Below are 22,938 nucleotides of genomic sequence, written 5' to 3' on the forward strand. Positions count from 1 at the left end.
TCCATCGACACTCATGGAGATGCGCAAACCACGGGATTTTGATGCGGACCTGAAGGCACTCGAGGACAAGGCGCGAGGCCTGAAAGCCCGTAAGGTGCGCCAGCTCGGCGAACTGGTAATCGCTACGGGAGCCGACGCGCTCAGCGCCGACGAACTCGTGGGCGCGCTCATTGTGTTGGCCGAGACGAAAGAGGCCGGAAAGATGGAGGCATGGGCCAAGCGCGGGGCCGCGTTCTTTCAAAGCCGGGCGCGGCGAAACGCGCCAACAACTGACCGAAACACGGACGGCACTCCTGCGCAACCGGGCGGCGCGCAACCGGCATCAAGCCGCAAAGGCGCGACATGACATGCGCACCTGGCAGGTCGAGCGCCGCAAGCGCACGCGGCATCTGATCGAACTCGGCGGCCTCGTCGTCAAGGCCGGGATCGTGGATCTGACGGGCGACGACCGCACCATGATCTACGGCGCACTGCTCTGGATGGCTGACAAGCTCCAAAGCGATCAGGGCGAACGCATGCGGGTGCTCTGGATCGCGAAGGGGAAACAGGCATTCGAGAATGGCTCAGTAACGCCAAACGACACGCCCCCTTCGACGAGTATCGCGGTAGTGGAAAGAGAGTGCGCTCCAAGCATCCGCTGGCTCGCGCCGCTTGGCATTGGAAAGTTCGAGGATATCTCATGTCGGACTTCAAAGGTCGCCGGTGTAGTCGGCATCGCCCGTCAGCAGGCGGATCGTCCGCTGGCGAGCGTAACAAGCACAGTCAACCCGCTGTCATCGCCGCGGAAATGGCTCAGCGTTCCGCGACCGAGGCCAGTTTTCGCTGCCTGAGCATGTCCGCAAAAGCCGGTCTATCTTGTTGTTGGTAAGACTTAGAGACCAAGCAATACCGCGATCCCTCGCTTGACTGCCTAGGACACGAGCACCCATTCTGGACGCATGAATTATGACTTTTCAAGTTTGTCCCACAGCGAATTTGAAGATCTGGCCCGCGACCTCGTCGGGCGAGAGATAGACCTGCGCTTCGAGGCCTTTCCAGCAGGCCCGGACGACGGGATGGACGGTCGCCATACGCGAGCCGACGGATCGATTGTGCTGCAGGCGAAGCATTACCACGGGTCCGGCTTTGCAGCGCTGAAGTCAAAGATGGCAAAGGAGCGGCCGTCGATCGATCGGCTGGCAGCGACGCGCTATATCCTCGTGACATCGGCGCCGCTCACGCCGAAAAACAAGAGCGCGTTAGCGCAGATCATCGGTCCGTCGCTGCAAACGCCGGGCGACATTTTCGGGCCCGGCGACCTCAACGCACTGCTTCGAAAATATCCAGAAATCGAGAAAGCCCATCAAAAGCTTTGGGCGCAGAGCACCTCGGTTCTAGAAACGGTTGTCACCGAAGCAGTTGGAAAGGCTCTGTCAAGGCCGGGGGTGGTTCCGGCAGTTCTTGCAAGTCTCCTTCCGCCTGCGGAGGCTACCGGGAATGCAGCGCCTATCGAGAAAGTAGCACGAGACACCATATTCCTGATCAAGGCGTCGCCGATCGACGACGAATTTTCACTTTGGCTCGCGCCCAAGCTTGAGGCCGAGGGGTACCGCGTGTTCGCCGACATCCTGACGCTTCAGCCCGGCGACCGATGGCGCCGGCAGATCAACGAGGCGTTGCAATACCGGGCTGTGAAAGTTCTGCTCATCTGCCGCGATGCCACGCTTGCTGACCCTCATGTCCAGGATGATCTCGACATCGCGCTGGAGTTGTCCAAGGAGCTCGGCGATTCCCGGTTCGTTATTCCGCTCCGGCTCGAACCGGGAAAGAAGGTCAAGGGCGTCGGGGATGCCGTGACCGTCGATTTTGTGCGCGGCTGGGGAGAAGGCGTCGGTCTCCTACTTGACGCGCTGCAGCGCCAGAAGGTGCCGCGTCCTTCCGGCCAGCCCATGATCGATCCGAATTGGGAGATTTTCCGGCGGCGTGGCGCGATCCCCCTCGTCGAGGGGGCCGAGCGACTGACCTCGAATTGGCTGCGCGCCGCGGAAGCGCCCGACGTCATCCGATTCTTTGAGAGCACCGGGACGATCGAGGACCGATTGCTGGATCTCGCGCTCGAGGATTTCCTCTATCCGTGCGCGAAACAGGGTGCCGGGATCATCACTTTTGCCGAACAATCCGAAGTCGACGTCGCGTTCGGGTCTGCTGGCCGATTCAAGCTGAAGTACGAGATCCCTTTGCCGGAATTTGTTGACAATGGCTTTCCTGCGCTTCGGATTGAGCGTCAAGTCGCTTCCAACCTGGTCATTGCGATGATTAAGAAGGCTTGGCTGTCCTTCTGCAGAGAGAAGGGTTTCGTCGAGTATCAATATTCCAATGCTGTCGGCTTCCACGCTTCGGCCACGCAGGCACCGACGGGACACCGCATCCCTTGGGGCAAGCAAGGGGACCGGCGGTCCTCGATGCTGCGCAATGTCGCGAAGGGACATATCTGGCAGTTCGGTGTTACTGCGATGCCTTATTTCTGGCCGTTCTGGCATCTGAAACTCAAGTCGAGAGTATTGTTCTCGGTCGACAACAATACGGCCGAGGGGGTCGGCATCGATGACGCAAGAAAGCTACACCGCCTGCGCCGAAGCATTTGCAAGGGTTGGCGTAACAAGCAGTGGCACGGACGCATGCTCGCATTCCTTGAGCTATTGTCGGGCGAGTCGGCCTATATTCGGCTCGCGCTGTCGGCGAACGCTGCGCTCCTAATCGAAGCTGCGCCGATGTTGTTCACTTCACCGGTGAGCACTGCGCTTCCCGATGTTCTCGACGCCGACGAGGAAGAAGCCGACATCAGTACCTTGGGTCGCCCCGACAACGATGACGAGGCCGACGCATGAGATTTCCGGACAAATCGCTTCGGGTCGAACACTTCGGCGAACCGCCGCTGGAGTTTGCGTTTTCGCAGCGCAGTCCGCATCCCAAGGACGGACTGTTCCTGTATGGACCTCACGCCAAGGCGAAGAAAAGCCGGGAAATCCGGGTCGGCGTGGTTGGCACCACTGATGGGATCGCGCATTTTCGTGCATGGGGTCGCAAGCTCAAATTGGCTGTCCGGGTTCCGCCGCCCGGAAAAGGCGAGAAGGCCGATCGGTTGCACCTTACGAACTTCCCGGGCTTGGATGAAGCGTTCGGCATTTCATTCGATCCGGACGAATGCAGCGCGCTGTCGATTCCGTGGAATGACATCGATCGCGCAACGCGCATCGTCAACCTGAACGAGGCCGTCGACAAGGTCGCACGGCTCTACATCGATCGCGTCAAGCAGCATCTGCGCAACGACGAACGATCGGTCGACGTCTGGGTCCTGGCTCTGCCCGAAATCGTCTACGAGCGATGTAGGCCTCAGTCCAAGCGGACTGGCCTGCCGATGGAAAAGGGCGAGTTCACGAAGCGACAGAAGGCTAAGGAAAAGGTCCCGCTGCTCGCTGCCATGGGCGCCATCGATCAGACAGAGGAGGCGATTTTCGAGGACGTTCCCGATTTCCATCGCAGGATCAAAGCCGAATTCCTGGCGATCGCGCCGACGCAGTTGGTCCGTGAGACGACGATTGCGCCCGACGCTTTCCTGAATAGGGCCGGTTATCCCCTGCGCAAGACACAGGATGCCGCAACGATCGCCTGGAATCTCGCGACCGGGCTTTACTACAAGACGCAGCCCAAGCCGCCGTGGCGGCTGGCCGACGTTCGACCGGGGGTCTGTTACATCGGCATGGTCTACAAGAGCCTGCCGAACGACCCCGATGGTCATGCCTGCTGCGCGGCGCAGATGTTTCTCAACGAGGGAGACGGTGTTGTCTTCCGCGGTGCCAACGGACCCTGGAAGACCGGAGACTACGAGTTTCATCTCAAGGCGCCTGCTGCGAAAAACCTGCTCGCTTTGGTGCTGAAGACCTACGCCGAGACGCATGGCGGCCCACCTAAGGAGCTTTTCATCCATGGGCAGACCTATTTCAACGACGAAGAGTGGAACGCCTTTGTCGAGGCGGCGCCGAAAGGGACAAACATCATCGGCGTGCGCATTCGATCGACAGGCGGTGAGACTAAGCTTTTCCGCGATGGCGACTATCCCGTGCTGCGCGGGACCGCACTCCTGCTCGATGATCAGACGGCCTATCTCTGGACGACGGGTTATGTGCCACAGCTCGATACTTACATTGGGCCAGAGACACCCAATCCGCTGCATATCACCGTCATGAAGAGCAAGAACGCAAAGCCCGACATCCACACGGTGCTCGCAGACATCATGGGTCTCACCAAGATCAACTACAATTCCTGCAATTTCAATGACGGCCTGCCGGTCACTGTCCGGTTTGCGCGGATGGTCGGAGACGTCCTCACCATGGGGTCGGCAAAAGGAGAGGAACGTCAGCCATTCAAGTTCTATGTTTGAGCGTGCGCCAGCTTCCTTGCGACTGGGGTCACGGGCGCAGTGCATTGGCAATCCGACATGATCAGCTTTGAAGAAGACGACCGAGGATTAGTTCTCCTGTACGAAGTCGAGAACAACGATCCTGAGTGGGCCTCGAAACGGCTGAAGGACGACGGCAAGGTCACCGTAAGCAATGGCTTCACCTTTGAAGCCGCCGACCTGTTGAAGGCTCCTTCGAAGCGCGGCGGCGAGGAACCGATCTACGAATTCCATTTCGCGGAGAAGAAAGCCGGCTATTATCGAATTCCGGGCCGGATTTTGGGGTGCGACCACGATGTACTGATTGCGGTCAACGGCCTCCGCCTTGAGCGGAAAACCTTCATCGCGGAGCGCAACATTCGCATTTTCCCGCGCATCGAGAAGGTGAAGCGAACCTCCGGCGAAATCGTCGTCGGAGGTTCACGGCAAGACGGAATACCGGTCGAGATTTTTCGCGAGCTTCTGGCAAAATTCCCAAACTCGACCGAACTCGATCGCTATGCCAGCGCGCGAGTCGAGGCGATCGTGGGGGAGATCCTCGATGGCAACGCGGCCGCGAGAGAAAAATACGAAGCCTATCTCGAGCGGCGAGGTTCGGCCGTGTCGGCCGCCCCTTTGGATGAGCCTGAACTTATCCAGGCCGAAATCGACAAATACGTGCTGTTGCGCGACACCATTTTGGCTTGGCTCGCCGACGCGACAGCTTACAGCGAAAAGGACTGGCAACGGCTGATCATCAAAGTGATCCTATTGCTGTTTCCAAAATACATTGCTGTACTCGAAGGCGTCACTGTCGCAGATTTTTATTCCAGGCCTGGAACACGGAAAAACAGGTTTATCGATATCTGTCTCATCGATGCCGGGGGAAGTATCGATGTCATCGAAATCAAGAAGCCGTTCAACGACGTGCTGTTGAGCCGGGGCCTTTATCGGGGCAACAACATCCCCACGAAGGAGCTGTCTGGAACGATCATGCAGGCCGAGAAATATCTCTTCCACCTTTCGAAATGGGGCGTCGAAGGTGAGCGGCAGCTCACCAGAAAATATGCCAACGTGCTCCCGAACGGCATGCAGATCCGGGTGACCAGCCCGAAAGCCATGATCTTATTGGGACGCGACAAAGGAGCTGACGGGAAATCTGCGCTTGCGGACGATCAGCTATTCGATCTCGAGGTGATCAAGCGCAAGTATTCCAACATGATGGACATCCTCACGTATGATGACTTGGTGCGCCGCCTTGATAATGTTATCGTGTCCCTGTTCCGACGCCGAGGCGCGGGTAGTTTTGTAGCAAAAAGCCTGAAACGCTAGGATCGGAACAATTGCTCAATGTGTGGCTAGTGCATGCGAGCAACGGCGAGGGCTCCAGATCGCTGTCCGGACCGAGCTTCAGAGGTGCAACACGCCATCACAACGCCCGCTTAAGGTGCCCCGAAGACGATCAAGGCCTTGGGGGTCTCGGACGCTGTGGGCTTGATGGTCCGTCCGAACAGCGGCTGATCTGGAATCGTCGGGACAAACGAGAAATCGATTGGATCGAGTGTGTGTGTGTAGTCCTTCAGGAGTTCCGGGACAAAGGGCGCCAAGTTGAGTGTCATGCCGTTGACCAGTTGCGCCGTGACCGGACAGGCCAAGTAGAAATTGATGTTCTGAAGGACGAGCGACGTTGGGCTCGGCTCGAAGTGTAAGCGAATGGGCGACGTCTTCAACTGCCCACGGTATTCGGGCCCGCCAGGCGAGCGTGCCAGGGTAACATCAACGCCAATCGACTGGGACGGTACGGTCACGTGAATATTCTTGTCCGCCGTCCACGGCAACTGACAGAGAATGTGGCCCGCGACATCGAGCGGCGTAAATTTGAAGCTGGTATCGAGGCTTGCTGAACCGGTCGTCTCAAGCTTCATCGAAAGCTTAGCGAGGTCGGCGGCGAAGGCCACATCGCGGAAACATATCCGGAGGTCACCCGTGCCAGAAATGCTGCCATCGAAGTTCCCGACATTGCCGGTGCGATGCAGCGCGTCGACCGCACCTTTGTAGGTTTCGCAGGCACCCTTGAGAGCTGTCTTCTGCGCCTCGCACAGGCCCTTCTTTGTCGCCTTTTCCGCTTCGCACTGAGCCTTCTGGGTGGCATAAAGGCCGTTCTGGGTCGCCTTTTGGGCTTCGCAGGCAGCATCATAGATGGGACCCAAGTTTATGCAGGCTGCATAATCCGCGTCGTAGGCCACGTTTTGTGAAGCTTTCGCCGCTTCGCAAATCGGATCATTGGCACAGACACCCACGACGCATTTGCGGCACTCACGCGTATCATGATTGTGCTGGCAGCTGCGAGAGCGGCGGCAATCGCGGGTATCTTCCTGCAGGTCACATGCCTGGGTCGGCGTGCAGTCACCCTTCGGAGTGCAATCAATTGCTGAGACATCCGGTGTAGGGATCTTCTGCTCGAAGGTCTGCTTCGGGATGGCGCCCGCACCTGCGATGCAGGCCTTTGCCTGTGCGAATGCGCTGTTGAAGCTGTCGGCAATCAACGCCTTCGCAACCGCAACCCACGCACCGGTTGATGCCTCACGAACATCAAATCCATCCGACATACGGCGCACGAAGCCGGCAGCAAGATCGCTGAACGCGCCCTTCGACGCCGTCTTTGCGGTTAAAGTGTTTGCGGGCGGCGTAAGCTGCGCAAGCACTATCACGCGGCTGTTGTCGATGAGTATCGCTGCGCTTCCGAGTTCGTAGGGGCTGCGGACGGGTTGCGACGAAAGCGTGAGCTTGAAACTGCTTCCGGATGCAGGGTTGATTCTGATCGGCCCCGACGGATCGAATTGATCCTGAAGGCTGGCGGGCAACTCGGCATTAAGGACCGGCGCGTTCGTCAGCGTGCCGATGATGTTGTCGGCATAACTCTCGAGAAGGCTCGCAAGGAACGCGCCGGCAGCGGTGGCATCGTAACGCTCCGCGAGCGTTATCTTGTTGATGTGAAGCGATTTGAATGCCGGCAGGAGTTTCACCTGTATGGCGCGCCTTGGTGCGGTGATCATGGCGGTGGTGGCGCTCAGAAAAAGTTCAGCCCCCCCGGCGAGTTGTGGCTTGAGGCGTTCGATCCACGCACGCTTTTGAGGATCGTTACCCGCGTCTTCGGGACGCAAGGAGAGATCGAAAGCTGCCGTCACCTTTAGGAGTTGGCGTTCGGTCTCGACCGACAATTTTGTGACGCCTTTGCCCTTGAGCAACTCACCCGCGATCATCTCGATCGTTTTGACGTCGACACCCGCAGCGATGTTGGGACTCGGCATCGCCTCTAGGGCGCTAAGCGCACCATCGATCGCGGTCTGGCGCTGCTGCTCAGACGTCACCGGAGGCCAATGCGCGTTGACGATATCACGAAGATTATCGCCTGACAGCGCGTACCACATGCCAGCGCCCGCGAGGACGCCAAGAAGGAGGAAGATACCCCAACGCATTGCCTCGGCCCGCAATCAGAGAGTGCAAATTGCAATCCTTACAGTATCCGCATGCAGCGCCCAAGGGCGCGCCACCCCTTGTCGACAGCTTTGCACAGCCCCCCGTGCCTAAGTCGAGCTCAAAATGCCGCTAACGCGGGCTGGCCTATTCAACGTGCTTAGGGCTTCGCCGGAAGACGGCACGCCAGTGTATCACCAAGGCTAGCACTGCCACCGCGGTCAACATAGCGAACAGGTTTGGCTCCAATCCCGGCAAAAGGGTGGCGTTTTTCTCGCACGTCATTTTGCCGCCCTCGCGGATAAGGTCGGTGCAGATGCGCGCGGGATCATCGAGCGTGGCCAGCGCGGACCAGTCCCAGATACTGCTCACGGGCTTTGGCGGATCATCGGTCGTGACGACCTTGGCGCTGTTGAAGATGCGCCAGAAATGAATGAGGACCGCTGCGGGAAGAAGGGAAAGAAGAAAGAGCATCACCCCTTGATAAACTTTGCCTTCCGGCGAATTCGTCACGATGCTTTCGAAGCCGACGATCGGGATACGATCGTGCCAGTGGCCGGGCGGCGTCCGCTGGGCGTAGCGCAGTCCAACAAGGGAATTCACAAGCAGAACGATGCAGGTTACGGGAATGCCCCACATCGCGGCGGGAACGCGGTTGCCGACAATCAACTTGGCGCCGAAGATCTCTTGCCCGCCCTGAACAACAATCCAAGTATTGAGCGCGTAATAGAGCAGAAAGAGGCCGACGACCGTCCATATCTTGCTGAGTTGTTGCTGAGTCATCCCCGTTTCTCACTGTGGGCGGTCGTTTGGAAGCAGAGAGTAGACAAGTAAGAATACGTCTACGCAACGGAGAACTCGCAATTCGAGAGCTCACCGCGGAACTAAATCCTGTCGATGACCAGAAAACGATGGAGCGTATTGTTGCCGGAGTTGCGGCGGCTCTCCAAAGACTTGTTCTCGACTTAAGAAGCAACCGCACGAACCGCGAAGCCCAATTGGGCTTGAACCTCGAAGCCACGCCGCACGTCCTTGCTGGTGGTCAGAACACTGCGGCGCGGACGCCCGTTGCCAAACTGTCGCCCCGCGCTAGTCTTGGCAAAATGCGAGGACCTGCAGCTCGATCCAGTGCGCGGGGACAGCGACCTTGACGAGTTTGTGCACAAAGCCATATGCCCAAAACCGCACCTCTTGGTATATTGCAGCCCATGTCGAAAGAGGGCAAGCATCACTACATACCGATTTTCTATCTCAAACAGTGGGCCGGAAAAGACGGCCGACTGTGCGAGTACAGTAATCCATACGACAGGGTAAGGGTGCGGAACGTGCACCCAGGCGGCACCGGATTTGTGCACGGCCTCTATAGCGTGCCGGGATTGCCTCCTGACGCGTCACAGTACGTCGAGCGTACCCAAATGCAGCACTTCGACAACGAGGCTGCAATTGCCCTGCGGGCATTGCTCGATCAAAAACTCGGCGATCCGAATCTCTCTTGGGAGGTGAAAATCTGGTGGGCGGCTTTTCTGTACGGCTTGGTGCTGCGTACGCCCGAATACGTGGCAAAGCTCCAGGAGCGAATCACGAAACCGTTCATTGCCGATCGCATCCGGCTGGAGCGTGACGGCACTCCGTCCGCTAAGCAGCCTGAAATTCCGTTGCGTGCCCCGATCGCTGCGGTAGAGATGCTGCCCGAAATGTTCAAGTCCAAAGAACTCATTCAGGGCATCAATAAAATGGACTGGTACACGCTCCACATGAGCGGCCAGAAGCATTCACTCCTCACGTCCGATCGTCCCATTATCATGAGTAACGGTCTGGCGCGCCCGACCGACTTTCTGATCATTCCAATATCGCCGACCACCCTTTTTGTTGCAGCCAATTCGCCGAAGATCGAGAAGCGGCTGAAAGATATGGATATTGATAAGCTTGTGGTCGCCGTGAACGACCGCGTCGCGAAGCAAGCCGTCGACTATGTGTATGGGATCGATAACAGCCACCTTTTGTTTGTGAGCAGGCGGCTCGGGAAGCGGTTGAAATCGACGCCGCTTGGTTAGAAGGCAAACGCTTCAAGCGCGCGGCGTACCACCTCCGCCTGTCGTTTCGCGCCACGGAGGCGTTTGCCAAATGAAGCGCACTTTCAAGCTGACAGTCACCGAGGAAGTGGAGATCTTGGAGACTCCCCCTCCGCCGCCGCGAGGTCTCTTTGCTCACTTTTGGTGGCAAATTTGCCGAATAACAATTTCCATTGTCGCAACCTTTCACGGCGGCCACTAAGCCGCCGTGACTTTGTCCTCTGGCGTCACTCGTCGAGTCTTCGTGGGTTGGGATTGGGCGAGATGGGTGGCACTGTTCGCCAGCGGGTTGGCATATTCGGCCCATCTTCACCCCAACCCAAGAAAGGTCCCCTTCGTTAGACAATGCTGCAGCCGCAGCGGCTGGAGAAAATCCTCTCCGCGGTGCTCGACCGCCGCCACTAGCGGGCCGAGCGCCGCCGAGGCCACATCGCCGGTCTGCGCAAGCGGGCGGCGGAAGCCGAGGCCCGGCTCAGGCGGCTCTACGATGCTATCGAGAGCGGCGTCGCCGAACTCACGGACCCGTCGCTGAAGGACCGGATTGCCGAGCTGAAGGCCATGCGCGACCAGGCCCGCCTCGATGCAGAGCGGGCCGAGGAGACGCTGATTCGTTCGGGGCCAACGATCACCCCGCAAGCGCTGAAGGCGTTTGCCAGAGCCGCCCGGAAAGGGATGAGGACCGAGGGTGGCGGCTACCGCCGCGACCATCTGCGCGCGCTCGCTCAGCGCATCGAGGTCGAGGCGAAAGAAGTGCGCATCATGGGAGACAAGAGCGTGCTCCTGCGCACGCTCGTCGCCGCGTCCGGCGTAAAATCGGCTGCTCCGGATACATTGGTAGGAGCACAGCGCGCGGCGGGAGCAGTTCGATCGCCCGGCCCCTCATTGCGCGAGATCACCGCCCCGGCGGTTAGACCGGGACGGTGAGCGAGTTATGACAGAAGTGGTTGCGGGGATAGGATTTGAACCTATGACCTTCAGGTTATGAGCCTGACGAGCTACCGGGCTGCTCCACCCCGCGTTAACTTGTGCGTCACCTTCAGGGAAGTGCCGGGCGGTCCTGGCAGACACCTGAGGCGCTGCCGATCCATCCCAAAGGCTTCCTGAGAAGGCTTGAGCCCGTTGGCCTAGCCGGCCGTCGGGTGCGGGCGGTATGTACCAATGCGAGGCCGGTTTGGAAAGGGCTTTCGGGAAGTTTTTTTGCCGGATTGTGACACCGCTTGTCGCGGGACTCATTTCAGAAATTACATCGATATGACAGACGCTTATGTGGCGGCCTGTTTGCCGGCCGGGACCAGGGGCACGGCGCGGGCTGGGGACAAGGAAAAAGTTCCTCGAAGGGCGGCGGCAGGGACCGACGACACTCGCCCGCCAAATGGATCGGCTCCACGCGCGCGCCAGGCGGTGCGAAACCGACGCCGCGCTTGCCAAGGGTTCCGCAACGCGGCAGCTTTAAGCCAACCAGAATGACGGCCCTGCACGCGGCCGCGCTACACGCGAGGAGACGTCCATGGACCAGTCCCTGAAGAGCCCCGCCCTCTCGGCGCTCGACAACGCGTTCCACACGCAGGTCGAAGCCTCACGCAATGCGCCTCCGCCCGCCCTCGCAGCACGGCTGGACGGCCTGAAGCGGCTGCGGGCCATGCTGTCGGAGAATGAGACCCGCCTGGAGCAGGCGATCTCAGCCGATTTCGGCCACCGCTGCGCGGTCGAGACGACGATTGCCGAGACGCTGTTCCTGCAGGCTGAGATCAAGCACACGCTCAAGGCGCTGCCGCGCTGGATGGCGCCGCGACGCATCGCCACCGCGCTGCAGTTCTGGCCGGCGCGCAACCGCCTGATGCCGCAGCCGCTCGGCGTGGTCGGCATCATCGCGCCCTGGAACTACCCGCTGCAGCTGACTCTGGCCCCGGCAATCGGCGCGCTCGCCGCCGGCAACCGGGTCATGATCAAGCCGAGCGAGCTGACGCCGCACTTCTCCGCGCTGCTCAAGGAGCTCATCGCGGCGAATTTCGATCCGGCCCAGCTCACCGTCACCGGCATCGAGGACGGCGTCGCGGAGGCCTTTGCCGGGCTGCCGTTCGATCATCTGGTCTTCACCGGCTCGACCCGCGTCGGCCGCATCGTCGCCGAGGCCGCCGGGCGCAACCTGACCCCGGTGACGCTCGAACTCGGCGGCAAGTCACCGACCATCGTCGACGTCTCCGCCAACATCGACGAGGCCGCCGAGCGTATCGCCTATGCCAAGCTGCTCAACGCCGGCCAGACCTGCATCGCGCCGGACTACGTGTTCGTGCCCGAGCAGCACGCGGACGCGTTCGCGAGCAAGCTGCACCGGCACATGCTGCGGATGTTCGGCACCAACCCGGCCAATGCCGACTACACGTCGATCATCTCCGAGCGGCACTATGCCCGGCTGGAAGGATTGCTGCGCGACGCGATCGCGCGCGGCGCCAGCACGCTGAGCACGACCAGCCCGGAGGATCCGGCCTGGAAGAAACTGCGGAAGTTTCCGCCGACGATCGTGACGGGTGCGAGCGCGGACATGGCGATCATGCAGGAGGAGATCTTCGGCCCGCTGCTGCCGATCATGCCCTATCGGCAATCCGACGACGTCATCCGCCACATCAATGCCCACGACCGGCCGCTTGCGCTGTACTGGTTTGGCAGCGACGCGGCGGCGCGCGACGCGGTGCTGGCGCGCACCGTCTCCGGCGGGGTCACCATCAACGACTGCCTTCTGCATTTTGCGCAGATGAATCAGCCGATGGGCGGCGTCGGCGCCTCCGGCATCGGCCACTATCACGGCGAATGGGGCTTCAACAGCTTCAGCAAGCTGAAGCCGGTGTTCTACCGCTCGCCCTTCAACCGCATGAAGGATCTCTATCCGCCCTATGGGGCCAGCATCGCCCGCATCGAGAAGCTGCTGCGGTTTCTGAGCTGACCCGTTCGGTCATTCCGGGACGCGCGGCGCCCCGGATGACGACCAAATAAAAAAGCAAATCAGGGAGAGACAGCACGTGACGGACGAGGTCGATTTCATCGTCGTGGGCGGCGGCAGCGGCGGCGCAACGGTCGCCGGCCGCCTGTCGGAAGATCCGGCGACATCCGTCGCGCTGCTCGACGCCGGGGGGCGCAACGACAACTGGATCGTGACAACGCCCTACATGCTGTTCCTGATGGTCGCGGGGCCCGTCAACAACTGGTCCTTCACCACCGTGCCGCAGAGGGGCCTGGACGGGCGCAGCGGCTATCAGCCGCGCGGCCGCGGGCTCGGCGGCTCCTCCGCGATCAACGCCATGGTCTACATCCGCGGCCACCGCGCCGACTACGATCATTGGGCTTCCCTCGGCAATACCGGCTGGTCGTATGACGACGTGCTGCCCTACTTCAAGCGCGCCGAGAACAATGCCGAGTTCAACGGCGCGTATCACGGCCAATCGGGACCGCTGCCGGTCAACCGGCTGCGCACCGACAATCCCGTGCACGACATCTTTCTCCAGGCGGCGCGCGAAGCGCAGTTTCCGGTCCGCGACGATTTCAATGCCGAGACGCAGGAAGGGCTCGGCCTCTATCAGGTCACGCAAGCCAATGGCGAGCGCTGGAGCGCGGCACGGGCCTACATCCAGCCGCACATCGGCAGCCGCAGCAACCTGCGCGTCGAGACATCGGCGCATGCGTCGATGATCCTGTTCGAGGGCAAGCGCGCCGTCGGCGTCAAGTACCGCCAGGGCAAGGAGGTCAAGCAGATCCGTTGCCGCCGCGAAGTGATCCTCGCCTCCGGCGCGTTCCAGACCCCGCAATTGCTGATGCTGTCCGGCGTCGGAGATGCAAGCGCGCTGGCGCGGCTCGGCATCGCCAGCATCCATCATCTGCCCGGCGTCGGACAGAACCTGCAGGACCATCCGGATTTCATCTTCGCCTACACCTCCGACAACCCCAACTTCTCCTCGCTGTCGCCGAAAGGCCTGCGCCGGCTGCTGGCGGGCATCGGCCAATATCGCCGCGAGCGCCGTGGCGTCCTGACCTCGAATTTCGCCGAATGCGGCGGCTTCCTGAAGACGCGGCCTGATCTCGACGTGCCCGACATCCAGCTGCATTTCGGCATGGCCGTCACCGACGATCACGGCCGCAAGCGCCACGGCAACGGCTTCTCCTGCCACTTCTGTCTGCTCCGGCCGAAGAGCCGCGGCACGGTGGGACTGAAGAGTGCCGATCCGCTGGCGCCGCCGTTGATCGATCCGAACTTCCTCGGCGAGGCCGACGATGTCGAGACCATGGTCGCCGGCTACAAGACGACGCTGCGGCTGATGGAGACGCCGGCCATGCGCAGCCTCGCCACGCGTGACCTGTTCACCTCGGATGTCAGGACCGACGACGACATCCGCGCCATCCTGCGCGCCCGCGTCGATACGGTCTATCATCCCGTCGGCACCTGCAAGATGGGCGTCGACGATCCGCTCGCCGTGGTCGATCCCGAATTGAAGGTGCACGGAACGTCCGGCCTGCGCGTGGTCGACGCCTCGATCATGCCGACCCTGATCGGCGGCAACACCAATGCGCCGACGATCATGATCGGCGAGAAGGCCGCCGACATGATCAAGGACGAGCTGAAGGGCTGAGACCGCTCGCCATCGTGGGAAATCAACCTGCGGATCAGCCGGGCCTCACGTCAGCAGGAAGCCGCCGTCCACCGTCACCACGCTGCCGGTCATGTAGCGCGAAGCGTTGGACGCCAGCAGCAGGATCGCGCCGTCGAGGTCGCTCTCATGGCCGACGCGCCGCTGCGGAATGCGCTTGATCAGCTTCTCGCCCGCCGGCGTCTCCCAGACCTCGTGATTGAGGTCGGTGTCGATGTAGCCCGGCGCCAGTGCGTTGACGCGGATGCCGCTCGCCGCGAGCTCCAGCGCGAGCGCCTTGGTCGCCTGTACCACGCCGGCCTTGGAGATCGCATAGGGCGAGATGAACTTCACGACGCTGAAGCCGAGCACCGAGGCGATGTTGATGATGTTGCCGCCGGCCTTGCGCGCGGCCATGCGCCGCGCCGCTTCGGTTGCGGCGAAATAGGCGCCCTTGAGATTGGCGCCGATCACGGCGTCCCAATCCGCCTCGCTCTGCTCGACCGCGAGCTTCTCCACGGCGATGCCGGCATTGTTGATCAGCACCGTGACGGGCCCGAGCGCGGCCTCGGCGGCGTCCATGCCCCTGGCGATCGACGCCATGCTCGTCACGTCCATCTCCACGGCGGCAGCGCGACCGCCCGTCGCCCTGATCTCCGCCTCCAGCGCCTTGAGCTTGCCGGTCTGGCGTGCCGCGAGCGCGACGGCGGCGCCATGCGCCGATAGAACCCGGGCGAACTGCCGCCCGAGACCCTGGCTCGCGCCGGTGATCAGGATCACCTCGCGGCTGACGTCGAACAGCTCGGACATGGTTCCTCCCACGATTTGCTCATTTGTTGCGGCGCATTGATACAGACGATTTGAAGCAGCGCAAACCGGAATCGTTTACCGGGCGCGGCCTACAACCGCGGCGGAGCAACCATGAACGCTTTCGACCTCGCCGCTTGTGCCGCACTGATGGTTGCCGTCTACAGCGGCTTCTCGACCGGGCTGTTGCGCAGCGCCATCACGATTCTGGCCTATCTGCTCGCGATGCCGCTGGCGATGGGGGCGGTCGCGGCGATGAGCCCGCAGCTGCAAGACGCGCACGGCACTCCGCTGGCCCAGAACTGGCTGCAGTTCTTCGCCGCCTTCGTCGTGATCGGCATGGCGCTGGGCAAGATCGGTCGCATCCTGCTCGACGAGGCAATAGGTTCCGAGGCCGGCTTTGGCGACCGGCTCGGCGGCGCGCTGCTGGGCGCGGTCCGCACCGGCATGGTCGCGACCACGCTGGTGCTGGTGTTCGACAGGATCGTTCCTCCCGAGCGCCAGCCGCGCTTCCTCGACGGATCACGCCTGCGTCCGATGCTCTCGCTCGCAGGCGCAAAGGGCTTCCGCTCGCTGCCTCCGGAGGTCGCAAGCCTGATCGACCGGCTGAAGCAGGAACGGCGCATCTGACCGACCCGGCGGCGCCTCTCCCGTCATAGCGAGCCATGCAATTCGGCACAGGCCGGCTGCTCTTATCAGCGGCAATGCCGTTGGCTAGAATGCGCCCATCTTCCTTTCAGCCTCACTGACATATCGGAGTGATCAATCGTGGATCTCGGGATCAAGGGCCGCCGCGCCATCGTCTGCGCCTCCAGCAAGGGTTTGGGCCGCGCCTGCGCCATCGCGCTCGCCAATGAGGGCGTGCATGTCACGATCACGGCGCGCGGCGCCGAGACGCTGGCCAAGACCGCGGCCGAGATCCGCGCGGCCAATCCCGGCATCACCGTGACGGAAGTGGCGGGCGACATCACCACGCCGGAGGGCCGCGCCGCGGTGCTGAAGGCCTGCCCGGACCCGGACATCCTGATCAACAACGCCGGCGGCCCGCCGCCCGGCGATTTCCGCAACTGGACCCGCGACGACTGGATCAAGGCGCTCGATGCCAACATGCTGACGCCGATCGAGCTGATCAAGGCGACCGTCGACGGCATGATGGCGCGCAAGTTCGGCCGCATCGTCAACATCACCTCGGCCGCGGTGAAGGCGCCGATCGACATTCTCGGCCTCTCCAATGGCGCCCGCGCCGGCCTCACCGGCTTCGTCGCCGGCCTGTCGCGCAAGACCGTGATCAACAACGTCACCATCAATGCGCTGCTGCCGGGGCCGTTCGAGACCGACCGCCTTCTCTCCACGGCAAAGGGCGAAGCCGAAAAGCGCGGCGTCACGCCGGAGCAGATCCTGGCCGACCGCGCCAAGACAAACCCTGCGGGTCGCTTCGGCGATCCCGAAGAGTTCGGCCTCGCCTGCGCCTTCCTGTGCGCCGCCAAGGCCGGCTACATCACCGGCCAGAACATCCTGCTTGACGGCGGCGCGTTCCCGGGCACGCTTTAAGCGGCGTATTGCGGGAAACGTTGGAGTGCAGAGGTCTCTCGCGACTTGCTCGCTCTGCGCCTCTCCCCGCGTGCGGGGAGATGTCGGATCGCATCGCCAGATGCGATCCGGGTGAGGGGGTACAGGCCTCACCACGAACACTCCCCGAGCGTTTGCCCTCTGACACCTCCCGTGCGGCTGCCCCTCACCCCACCCCTCTCCCCGTGAAGAACGGGGAGAGGGAGCGCACCGGCGTCGCGGAGAGCGCTCGACTCTTAGCTGGAAAGCCTGCGGTCACTATTGCGTAGTAGTTACCTGCCCTGATCTGCAAAGACCTACCGCTTCGTGATCTCGTCCTCGTCGCGCTGGCTCGGGCTCGACGAATCCGCCGTGGTGCGGCCTTCGGTCCAGTCGATGCCGAACGCATCGAGGCCCTCGGCCAGCAGGTCGCCGAGCATCGGCTCGCCCAGCAGATAGCGCGCGGTGTGGCGGTCGCGCTGGCCGGCGGCCTCGCGGCGCAGCTCGTCCCACTCGTCGATATCGCCGTCGCCGCGACCGAGCCGCATCAAGGCGACGAGATCGGTCTGCTCATCCTCGGTCATCGCGTTGATGAAGCCGGTGATCTCGCGCACCACGGGATCATCGCCGCTGTCCTGGAGCACGTCGACCATGTCGTCATCGGCGGCATTCGAGCCGGAATCCTCATCGGTCGCCTGCTCCTTGACGTCGAACTCGCGCGCCTTTTCGATCAGGAAGGCAACCTTCTCGGGCGATATCGTCAGCTCTGGCATGGCGTTCTCCTCATGGACGGACTGCAGCAACGCCTGTTCCGGGCAGTTGATCCATTGCGCCGGAACAAGCCGCGCGGCATCGTTACCGGCATCAAGAATAAGACGAGGAAGCGCGCATGTCTTGGACGATCGGCCGGGTCAGGATCACCAAATTCGTCGAGCTGGAGACCGTCGGCGGCACCCGCTTCATCCTGCCGCAGGCAACACCCGAGACGATCCGCGAGCTGTCCTGGCTCACGCCCGATTTTGCGACCGATGAAGGTCGGCTGAAGATGTCGATCCACACCCTGGTGCTGGAAACACCGACGATGCGGATCGTGGTCGACACCGGGCTCGGCAACGACAAGCAGGGCCGCAGCGTGCCAATCTGGAACAACCGGACCATGCCCTTCCTCGAGACGATAAGCGCGTCCGGCTTTCCGCCTGAGAGCATCGACATGGTGATCTGCACGCATCTCCACGTCGACCACGTCGGCTGGAATACGAAGCTGGTCGACGGCCGCTGGGGGCCGACCTTTCCCAATGCGCGCTATGTCTTCGGCCGCGCGGAATATGAGCATTGGCGCGATCACAGCGAGGCCGCCGACGAGACCGCGACCTTCGCCGATTCCGTCCAGCCGATCGTCGCGGCCGGACGCGCGGAGCTCGTCGGAAGCGAGGATGTGATCACCGACGAAATCACGCTGATCCCGACGCCGGGGCACAGCCCGGGTCACGTCAGCCTGCACATCCGCTCGGAGGGAGCGGAGGCCGTGCTGACCGGGGACGTCGCCCACCATCCCTGCCAGATGGCGCATCTCGATTGGAGTTCGACGGTCGATTCCGATCCGGCGCAGGCGGCCGCCACGCGCCGGGCGCTGTTCTCGCGCTTCGCCGACACTGAGGCGCTGGTGATCGGCGGCCATTTCGATGCCGGCCATATCCGGCGCAACGGCGCCACCTTCCGCTTCCAGGCAGTGCCGGGCCGCGGCAGCGCATAGCCCGCGAGGTTGAATTTCGCCCCGCCATGCTCCATGACAGGGCTCTGGAATACCAAGGAATTGAGGGAGAGAAACCAATGAAGCTTGTTCGCTACGGCGAGAAGGGCGCGGAAAAGCCGGGCCTGATCGATGCATCCGGCCAGCTGCGCGACCTGTCCGCGCATGTGAAGGACCTCGACGGTGCGGCCTATGCGCCGGAGTCCCTGAAGAAGCTCGCCGCGCTCGATCCGGCCTCCCTGCCCGCCGTCGCCGGCAAGCCGCGGCTCGGCGCCCCCGTGACCGGCATCTCGAAATTCGTCGCGATCGGCCTCAACTACTCCGACCACGCCAAGGAGACCGGCAACCCGATCCCGGCCGAGCCGATCTTCTTCCTGAAGGCCAACACCGCGCTGTGCGGTCCCTATGACCAGGTCGAGAAGCCGCGCGGCTCCACCAAGCTCGACTGGGAGGTCGAGATCGCCGCGATCATCGGCACCCGCGCCAAATACGTCTCGGAGGCCGAGGCGCTCAACCACGTCGCCGGCTACACCGTCTGCAACGACGTCTCCGAGCGCAACTTCCAGATCGAGCGCCTGGGCCAGTGGACCAAGGGCAAGTCGCACGACACGTTCGGTCCGGTCGGCCCGTGGCTCGTCACCAAGGACGAGATTCCGGACGTGCAGAACCTGTCGATGTGGCTCGACGTCAACGGCCAGCGCCGCCAGACCGGCACCACCGCGACGATGATCTTCTCGATGGCCAAGTGCATCTCCTACGTCTCGCAGTTCATGACGCTGCTGCCCGGCGACATCGTCACCACCGGCACGCCTCCCGGCGTCGGCATGGGAATGAAGCCGCCGACCTTCCTCAACGTCGGCGACGTCGTCACGCTCGGCATCGAGCGCCTCGGCGAGCAGCGCCAGGAGATCATCGAGGCGTAACGTCACCTCACCGTCATTGCGAGCGAAGCGAAGCAATCCAGGGCGTCACGCGCGGCTCTGGATTGCTTCGTCGCTTCGCTCCTCGCAATGACGGATAACAATCCGCATCGAGCCAACAGGAAGACGCCGATGAAACTCACCTTTTCGCCCGCCTCGCCGTTCGCCCGCAAGGTGCGCATCGCCGCCATCGAGCTCGGACTGATCGATCAAATCGAGTTCGTGCCTGCGGCCGTGGTGCCGGGCCAGGCCAATGAGGAATATTCGAAGATCACGCCGCTCAAGAAGCTGCCGGTGCTGATCCTCGACAATGGCGACGTCATCCTGGATTCCTACGTGATCGTCGAATATCTCGACGAGCTCGCCGGCGGCAACAAGCTGATCCCCGCCTCCGGCCCGTCGCGCTGGAAGGTCAAGAGCGAGCATTCGATGCTGCAGGGCATGCTCGATTCCATGCTGCTGTGCCGCTACGAGGCGATGGTGCGCCCGGAGGGAATGCGCTGGCAGGCCTGGTCCGACGACCACTGGAACAGAGCCTGGATGGGCATGGCGCGCTTCAATGCGCAGAGCGACCTGATGACGCGCCCGTTCGACGTCGCCGCGATCGGCCTCGTCTGCGTGCTCGGCTATGCCGATTTCCGCTTCGCCGATTGCGGCTGGCGCAAGGCGTTTCCGGCGCTCGACGCGTTCCATAACAAGATGCTCGAACGCGAATCGGTGAAGATCTCGGTGCCACCGGCGGCTTGATCCCCGAACAGGAGCTGCCGTGACGCTGACATTCTCGGTTGCAGACACGACCATTCATCGCATCATCGAGCAGGAAACCACGTTCCTGCCGGCGCGCGAGATGTTTCCGGAGCTGACGCCGGAGATGCTGGCGGCGGAACGCAGCGCGCTGCAGGCGGCCGGCGCCCTCGATGCGCAGGACACGCTGATCCTGTGCTTCCAGTCCTACGTGGTGAGAACGCCTCACCACACCATCCTGATCGACAGCTGCATCGGCAACGACAAGCCGCGGGCGCGGCCGGTCTGGAACATGAAGAGCGACGACAGCTACATGAGGGCGCTCGCAGCCGCCGGCGTCTCGGTCGACGACATCGACGTCGTGATGTGCACCCATCTGCACACCGATCATGTCGGCTGGAACACGCGGCTCGACAATGGCCGCTGGGTGCCGACCTTTCCGAATGCGCGCTACGTCTTCGCGCAGCGCGAATATGATTACTGGGTGGCGCAGAACGCCAAGGCCGAGGTGCCTCCATTCGCCGACAGCGTGCTGCCGGTGGTCGAGGCCAAGCGCGCCGACATCGTCGGCGACGAATTCTCGATCGGCGATCATATCCGCCTGCTGCCGACGCCGGGGCATACGCCCGGCCATGTCGCAATCGCCGTGGGCAAGGGCCGAGACGACGCGGTGTTCGCCGGCGACCTGATCCACACGCCGTTGCAGCTCGGGCTTCCCGAACTGTCACCGAAGTTCGACGTCGACCCGAAACAGGCGGCTGTCACGCGACGAACGTTCCTGGAGCGTTATTGCGACACCGCGACGCTGTGCTGCACGGCGCATTTCCCGTCGCCCTCGGTCGGCCGCATCAGGCGCAAGGGCAGTGCCTTCGCCTGCGAGGCGGTCTGACGCCCGAGCCTGGCGTCCGCCGCGCGCTTTCGCATCAATCGAACAGGCTCGGCGTATAGTTCACGGCGGCGCCTTCGATCGCCAGCATCTTCAGCTTGGTCTCCACACCGCCGTTGGCGGAGAAGCCGCCGGGCTTGTTGCCGGCCGCGAGCACGCGATGGCAGGGCACCACGATCGGGCACGGGTTGCGCCCCAGTGCCTGGCCGACCTCGCGTGACAGCTCGACTCCGCCGAGCTGCTTGGCGATATCGCCGTAGGTCAGGGTCCGGCCCGGCGGGATCCGGCGCGCAATCTCGTAGACGCCGCGCTGGAACGCGCTGACGCCGTCGAGATCGAGGTCGACATCGCTGAGATCATCCGGCTCTCCGGCAAGCAGCGCCGTGATCCGCGTGATGGTGCGCCGCACATGCGGCGGCGGGTCGGCCTCGCCGATGCCGTCGTAACGCTGCTGCATCCGGATGCGGATCTGCGCGACGCCGCCCATCGGCAGTTGCACCGCATTGATGCCGCGCGCTCCCCATGCGATCGCGCAAGGGCCGATCGCGGTTTCGAAAATCGCAAAGCTGTGCTCTGACATGACGGACTCCATCGCCGCTCTGCCCCGTATCATCTGCCAGTCAAATTAGGCTTGGAGAATGTTGCGATCCACCCGGATTCTGCCAATGTCGACAGCGGAAGCGCCGTGATGCCCATCGGCAGGCCGAAAGGATGGGAGCACGGCACAGGGGCAGCCCGCCGCAAAGAGCGGGCGCCTCATCCGAGGAAACCAAGGCGAGGGAGAAGGCCATGAAGCTGACGCCGGAGCAGATTGCATTCTTCAATCGCGAGGGCTGGCTGTTCCTGCCCGAGCTGTTCAGCCCGGAGGAGACCGCGTTCCTCGCCCGCGAGGCGGAGGCGATCTATGCCGCCGACAGGCCCGAGGTCTGGCGCGAGAAGAGCGGCGCGCCGCGCACGGCGTTTGCCGCCCACCTCTACAACGGCGCCTTCCGCGTGCTGGCCGCGCATCCGCGCATGATCGAGCCGATCGAGCAGATCTTCGGCGAGAAACTCTACATGCATCAGTTCAAGATCAACGCCAAATCGGCCTTCACCGGCGATGTCTGGCAATGGCACCAGGACTACGGCACCTGGAAGCGCGACGACGGCATGCCGGAGCCGCGCGCGATGAACATCGCGATCTTCCTCGACGAGGTGATGCCGATCAACGGCCCCTTGATGCTGGTGCCGCGCAGCCAGCATGCCGGCGATCTCGAGGCCTCGCATGATCTCGCGACCACGTCCTATCCGTTGTGGACCTTGGACGAGGCCACGGTGACGCGGCTGGTCGCGGAAGGCGGCATCGTCGCGCCAACCGGAAAGCCCGGCGGCATGCTGATGTTCCACGGCAATCTTGTGCACGGCTCCGCCGGCAACATCACGCCCTACCCGCGCAAGATCGTGTATCTCACGCTGAACGCCGTCTCGAACCACATCCGCACCCCGACGCGCCCGGAGTACATCGCGCATCGCGACTTCACGCCGATCGAAACCCTGCCGGATGATGTGTTGCTGCAACTCGCGCGAGCGCATCGCGAGGCGGCGGAGTAAGCCATATCGCCATCACGAAAGCAGGTCGTCATGCCCGGGCTTGACCCACGGCTGTCCGGTTCAGCTTCCGCATATTGCGAGGCTCAACTGTTGTGGGTTTTTGGCAAGTTG

The 22,938-nt window shown here is 62.5% G+C and carries 21 protein-coding genes and 1 tRNA gene; 16 read left to right on the top strand and 6 right to left on the bottom strand.

Annotated elements, in window-relative coordinates:
• Positions 1-19: 19 nt before the first annotated feature.
• The 5 genes from QW845_RS32025 (at position 20) to QW845_RS32045 (ending at position 5,749) form a co-directional block, all read left to right on the top strand.
• Positions 20-346, top strand: coding sequence for a conjugal transfer protein TraD (locus QW845_RS32025; RefSeq protein ID WP_315805524.1), 327 nt, complete (start codon positions 20-22; stop codon positions 344-346).
• Position 347: 1 nt separating this feature from the next.
• Entirely contained in the window at positions 348-830 is a 483-nt protein-coding gene (locus QW845_RS32030; protein WP_315805498.1) for a conjugal transfer protein TraD, read from the top strand.
• 108 nt (positions 831-938) lie between these two features.
• On the top strand, positions 939-2,867 hold the full coding sequence (locus tag QW845_RS32035) for a toll/interleukin-1 receptor domain-containing protein (RefSeq protein WP_315805499.1): 1,929 nt from the start codon (positions 939-941) through the stop codon (positions 2,865-2,867).
• Positions 2,864-4,420: a hypothetical protein gene (locus tag QW845_RS32040; protein WP_315805500.1), complete on the top strand. Its 1,557-nt coding sequence runs from the start codon at positions 2,864-2,866 to the stop codon at positions 4,418-4,420. Before QW845_RS32035 ends, QW845_RS32040 begins: the two co-directional genes overlap by 4 nt.
• Before the next feature lie 57 nt (positions 4,421-4,477).
• On the top strand, positions 4,478-5,749 hold the full coding sequence (locus QW845_RS32045) for a Shedu immune nuclease family protein (RefSeq protein ID WP_315805501.1): 1,272 nt from the start codon (positions 4,478-4,480) through the stop codon (positions 5,747-5,749).
• Between the two features lie 110 nt (positions 5,750-5,859).
• On the opposite strand, the gene QW845_RS32050 is transcribed toward QW845_RS32045, so the two are convergent.
• Both QW845_RS32050 and QW845_RS32055 read right to left on the bottom strand, forming a co-directional pair.
• The gene (locus QW845_RS32050) at positions 5,860-7,848 is read right to left on the bottom strand and encodes a hypothetical protein (protein ID WP_315805502.1); all 1,989 of its coding nucleotides are present in this window, start codon (positions 7,846-7,848) and stop codon (positions 5,860-5,862) included.
• A 193-nt stretch (positions 7,849-8,041) separates the two neighbouring features.
• Positions 8,042-8,677, bottom strand: a complete 636-nt coding sequence (locus QW845_RS32055; RefSeq protein ID WP_315805503.1) for a hypothetical protein — start codon at positions 8,675-8,677, stop codon at positions 8,042-8,044.
• A gap of 389 nt (positions 8,678-9,066) precedes the next feature.
• Between QW845_RS32055 and QW845_RS32060 the strand changes: the two genes are divergently transcribed.
• Together QW845_RS32060 and QW845_RS32065 are read left to right on the top strand one after the other, a co-directional pair.
• Positions 9,067-9,948 carry a DUF4238 domain-containing protein gene (locus tag QW845_RS32060; protein ID WP_315805504.1) on the top strand — a complete coding sequence of 294 codons (882 nt, stop codon included), beginning with the start codon at positions 9,067-9,069 and terminating at the stop codon, positions 9,946-9,948.
• A 576-nt stretch (positions 9,949-10,524) separates the two neighbouring features.
• The gene (locus QW845_RS32065) at positions 10,525-10,890 is read left to right on the top strand and encodes a hypothetical protein (RefSeq protein WP_315805505.1); all 366 of its coding nucleotides are present in this window, start codon (positions 10,525-10,527) and stop codon (positions 10,888-10,890) included.
• A gap of 17 nt (positions 10,891-10,907) precedes the next feature.
• On the opposite strand, the gene QW845_RS32070 is transcribed toward QW845_RS32065, so the two are convergent.
• Positions 10,908-10,984: transfer RNA gene (locus tag QW845_RS32070), tRNA-Met, on the bottom strand.
• Positions 10,985-11,473: 489 nt separating this feature from the next.
• Here QW845_RS32070 and QW845_RS32075 point away from each other — a divergent pair.
• Positions 11,474-12,907 carry a coniferyl aldehyde dehydrogenase gene (locus tag QW845_RS32075; protein WP_315805506.1) on the top strand — a complete coding sequence of 478 codons (1,434 nt, stop codon included), beginning with the start codon at positions 11,474-11,476 and terminating at the stop codon, positions 12,905-12,907.
• 76 nt (positions 12,908-12,983) lie between these two features.
• A complete protein-coding gene (locus QW845_RS32080) occupies positions 12,984-14,585 on the top strand; it encodes a GMC family oxidoreductase (RefSeq protein WP_315805507.1) in 1,602 nt (533 codons plus the stop codon).
• Positions 14,586-14,630: 45 nt separating this feature from the next.
• On the opposite strand, the gene QW845_RS32085 is transcribed toward QW845_RS32080, so the two are convergent.
• Positions 14,631-15,392: an SDR family oxidoreductase gene (locus QW845_RS32085; protein WP_315805508.1), complete on the bottom strand. Its 762-nt coding sequence runs from the start codon at positions 15,390-15,392 to the stop codon at positions 14,631-14,633.
• 111 nt (positions 15,393-15,503) lie between these two features.
• Here QW845_RS32085 and QW845_RS32090 point away from each other — a divergent pair, with 111 nt between their 5' ends.
• Together QW845_RS32090 and QW845_RS32095 are read left to right on the top strand one after the other, a co-directional pair.
• Positions 15,504-16,019, top strand: coding sequence for a CvpA family protein (locus QW845_RS32090; protein ID WP_315805509.1), 516 nt, complete (start codon positions 15,504-15,506; stop codon positions 16,017-16,019).
• Between the two features lie 138 nt (positions 16,020-16,157).
• Positions 16,158-16,940 (top strand): SDR family oxidoreductase, encoded by a 783-nt coding sequence (locus tag QW845_RS32095; protein ID WP_315805510.1) that lies wholly within the window; start codon positions 16,158-16,160, stop codon positions 16,938-16,940.
• A gap of 314 nt (positions 16,941-17,254) precedes the next feature.
• Here the strand turns inward: QW845_RS32095 and QW845_RS32100 are convergent, their stop codons facing one another.
• Positions 17,255-17,710 carry a DUF3775 domain-containing protein gene (locus tag QW845_RS32100; RefSeq protein WP_315805511.1) on the bottom strand — a complete coding sequence of 152 codons (456 nt, stop codon included), beginning with the start codon at positions 17,708-17,710 and terminating at the stop codon, positions 17,255-17,257.
• Positions 17,711-17,826: 116 nt separating this feature from the next.
• Here QW845_RS32100 and QW845_RS32105 point away from each other — a divergent pair, with 116 nt between their 5' ends.
• The 4 genes from QW845_RS32105 (at position 17,827) to QW845_RS32120 (ending at position 21,240) form a co-directional block, all read left to right on the top strand.
• Positions 17,827-18,690, top strand: coding sequence for an MBL fold metallo-hydrolase (locus tag QW845_RS32105; RefSeq protein WP_315805512.1), 864 nt, complete (start codon positions 17,827-17,829; stop codon positions 18,688-18,690).
• Between the two features lie 77 nt (positions 18,691-18,767).
• Positions 18,768-19,610 carry a fumarylacetoacetate hydrolase family protein gene (locus tag QW845_RS32110; RefSeq protein ID WP_315805513.1) on the top strand — a complete coding sequence of 281 codons (843 nt, stop codon included), beginning with the start codon at positions 18,768-18,770 and terminating at the stop codon, positions 19,608-19,610.
• Positions 19,611-19,739: 129 nt separating this feature from the next.
• Positions 19,740-20,354, top strand: coding sequence for a glutathione S-transferase family protein (locus tag QW845_RS32115; RefSeq protein ID WP_315805514.1), 615 nt, complete (start codon positions 19,740-19,742; stop codon positions 20,352-20,354).
• 19 nt (positions 20,355-20,373) lie between these two features.
• The gene (locus QW845_RS32120; protein ID WP_315805515.1) at positions 20,374-21,240 is read left to right on the top strand and encodes an MBL fold metallo-hydrolase; all 867 of its coding nucleotides are present in this window, start codon (positions 20,374-20,376) and stop codon (positions 21,238-21,240) included.
• Positions 21,241-21,274: 34 nt separating this feature from the next.
• On the opposite strand, the gene QW845_RS32125 is transcribed toward QW845_RS32120, so the two are convergent.
• Entirely contained in the window at positions 21,275-21,817 is a 543-nt protein-coding gene (locus tag QW845_RS32125; protein ID WP_315805516.1) for a methylated-DNA--[protein]-cysteine S-methyltransferase, read from the bottom strand.
• A gap of 209 nt (positions 21,818-22,026) precedes the next feature.
• On the opposite strand from QW845_RS32125, the gene QW845_RS32130 reads away from it, so the two are divergent.
• Complete coding sequence (locus tag QW845_RS32130) at positions 22,027-22,827, top strand: phytanoyl-CoA dioxygenase family protein (RefSeq protein ID WP_315805517.1); 801 nt, start codon at positions 22,027-22,029, stop codon at positions 22,825-22,827.
• Positions 22,828-22,938 lie beyond the last annotated feature (111 nt).

Origin of the sequence: Bradyrhizobium sp. SZCCHNS3002, from assembly GCF_032377435.1 — a bacterium.
GTDB lineage: Bacteria > Pseudomonadota > Alphaproteobacteria > Rhizobiales > Xanthobacteraceae > Bradyrhizobium.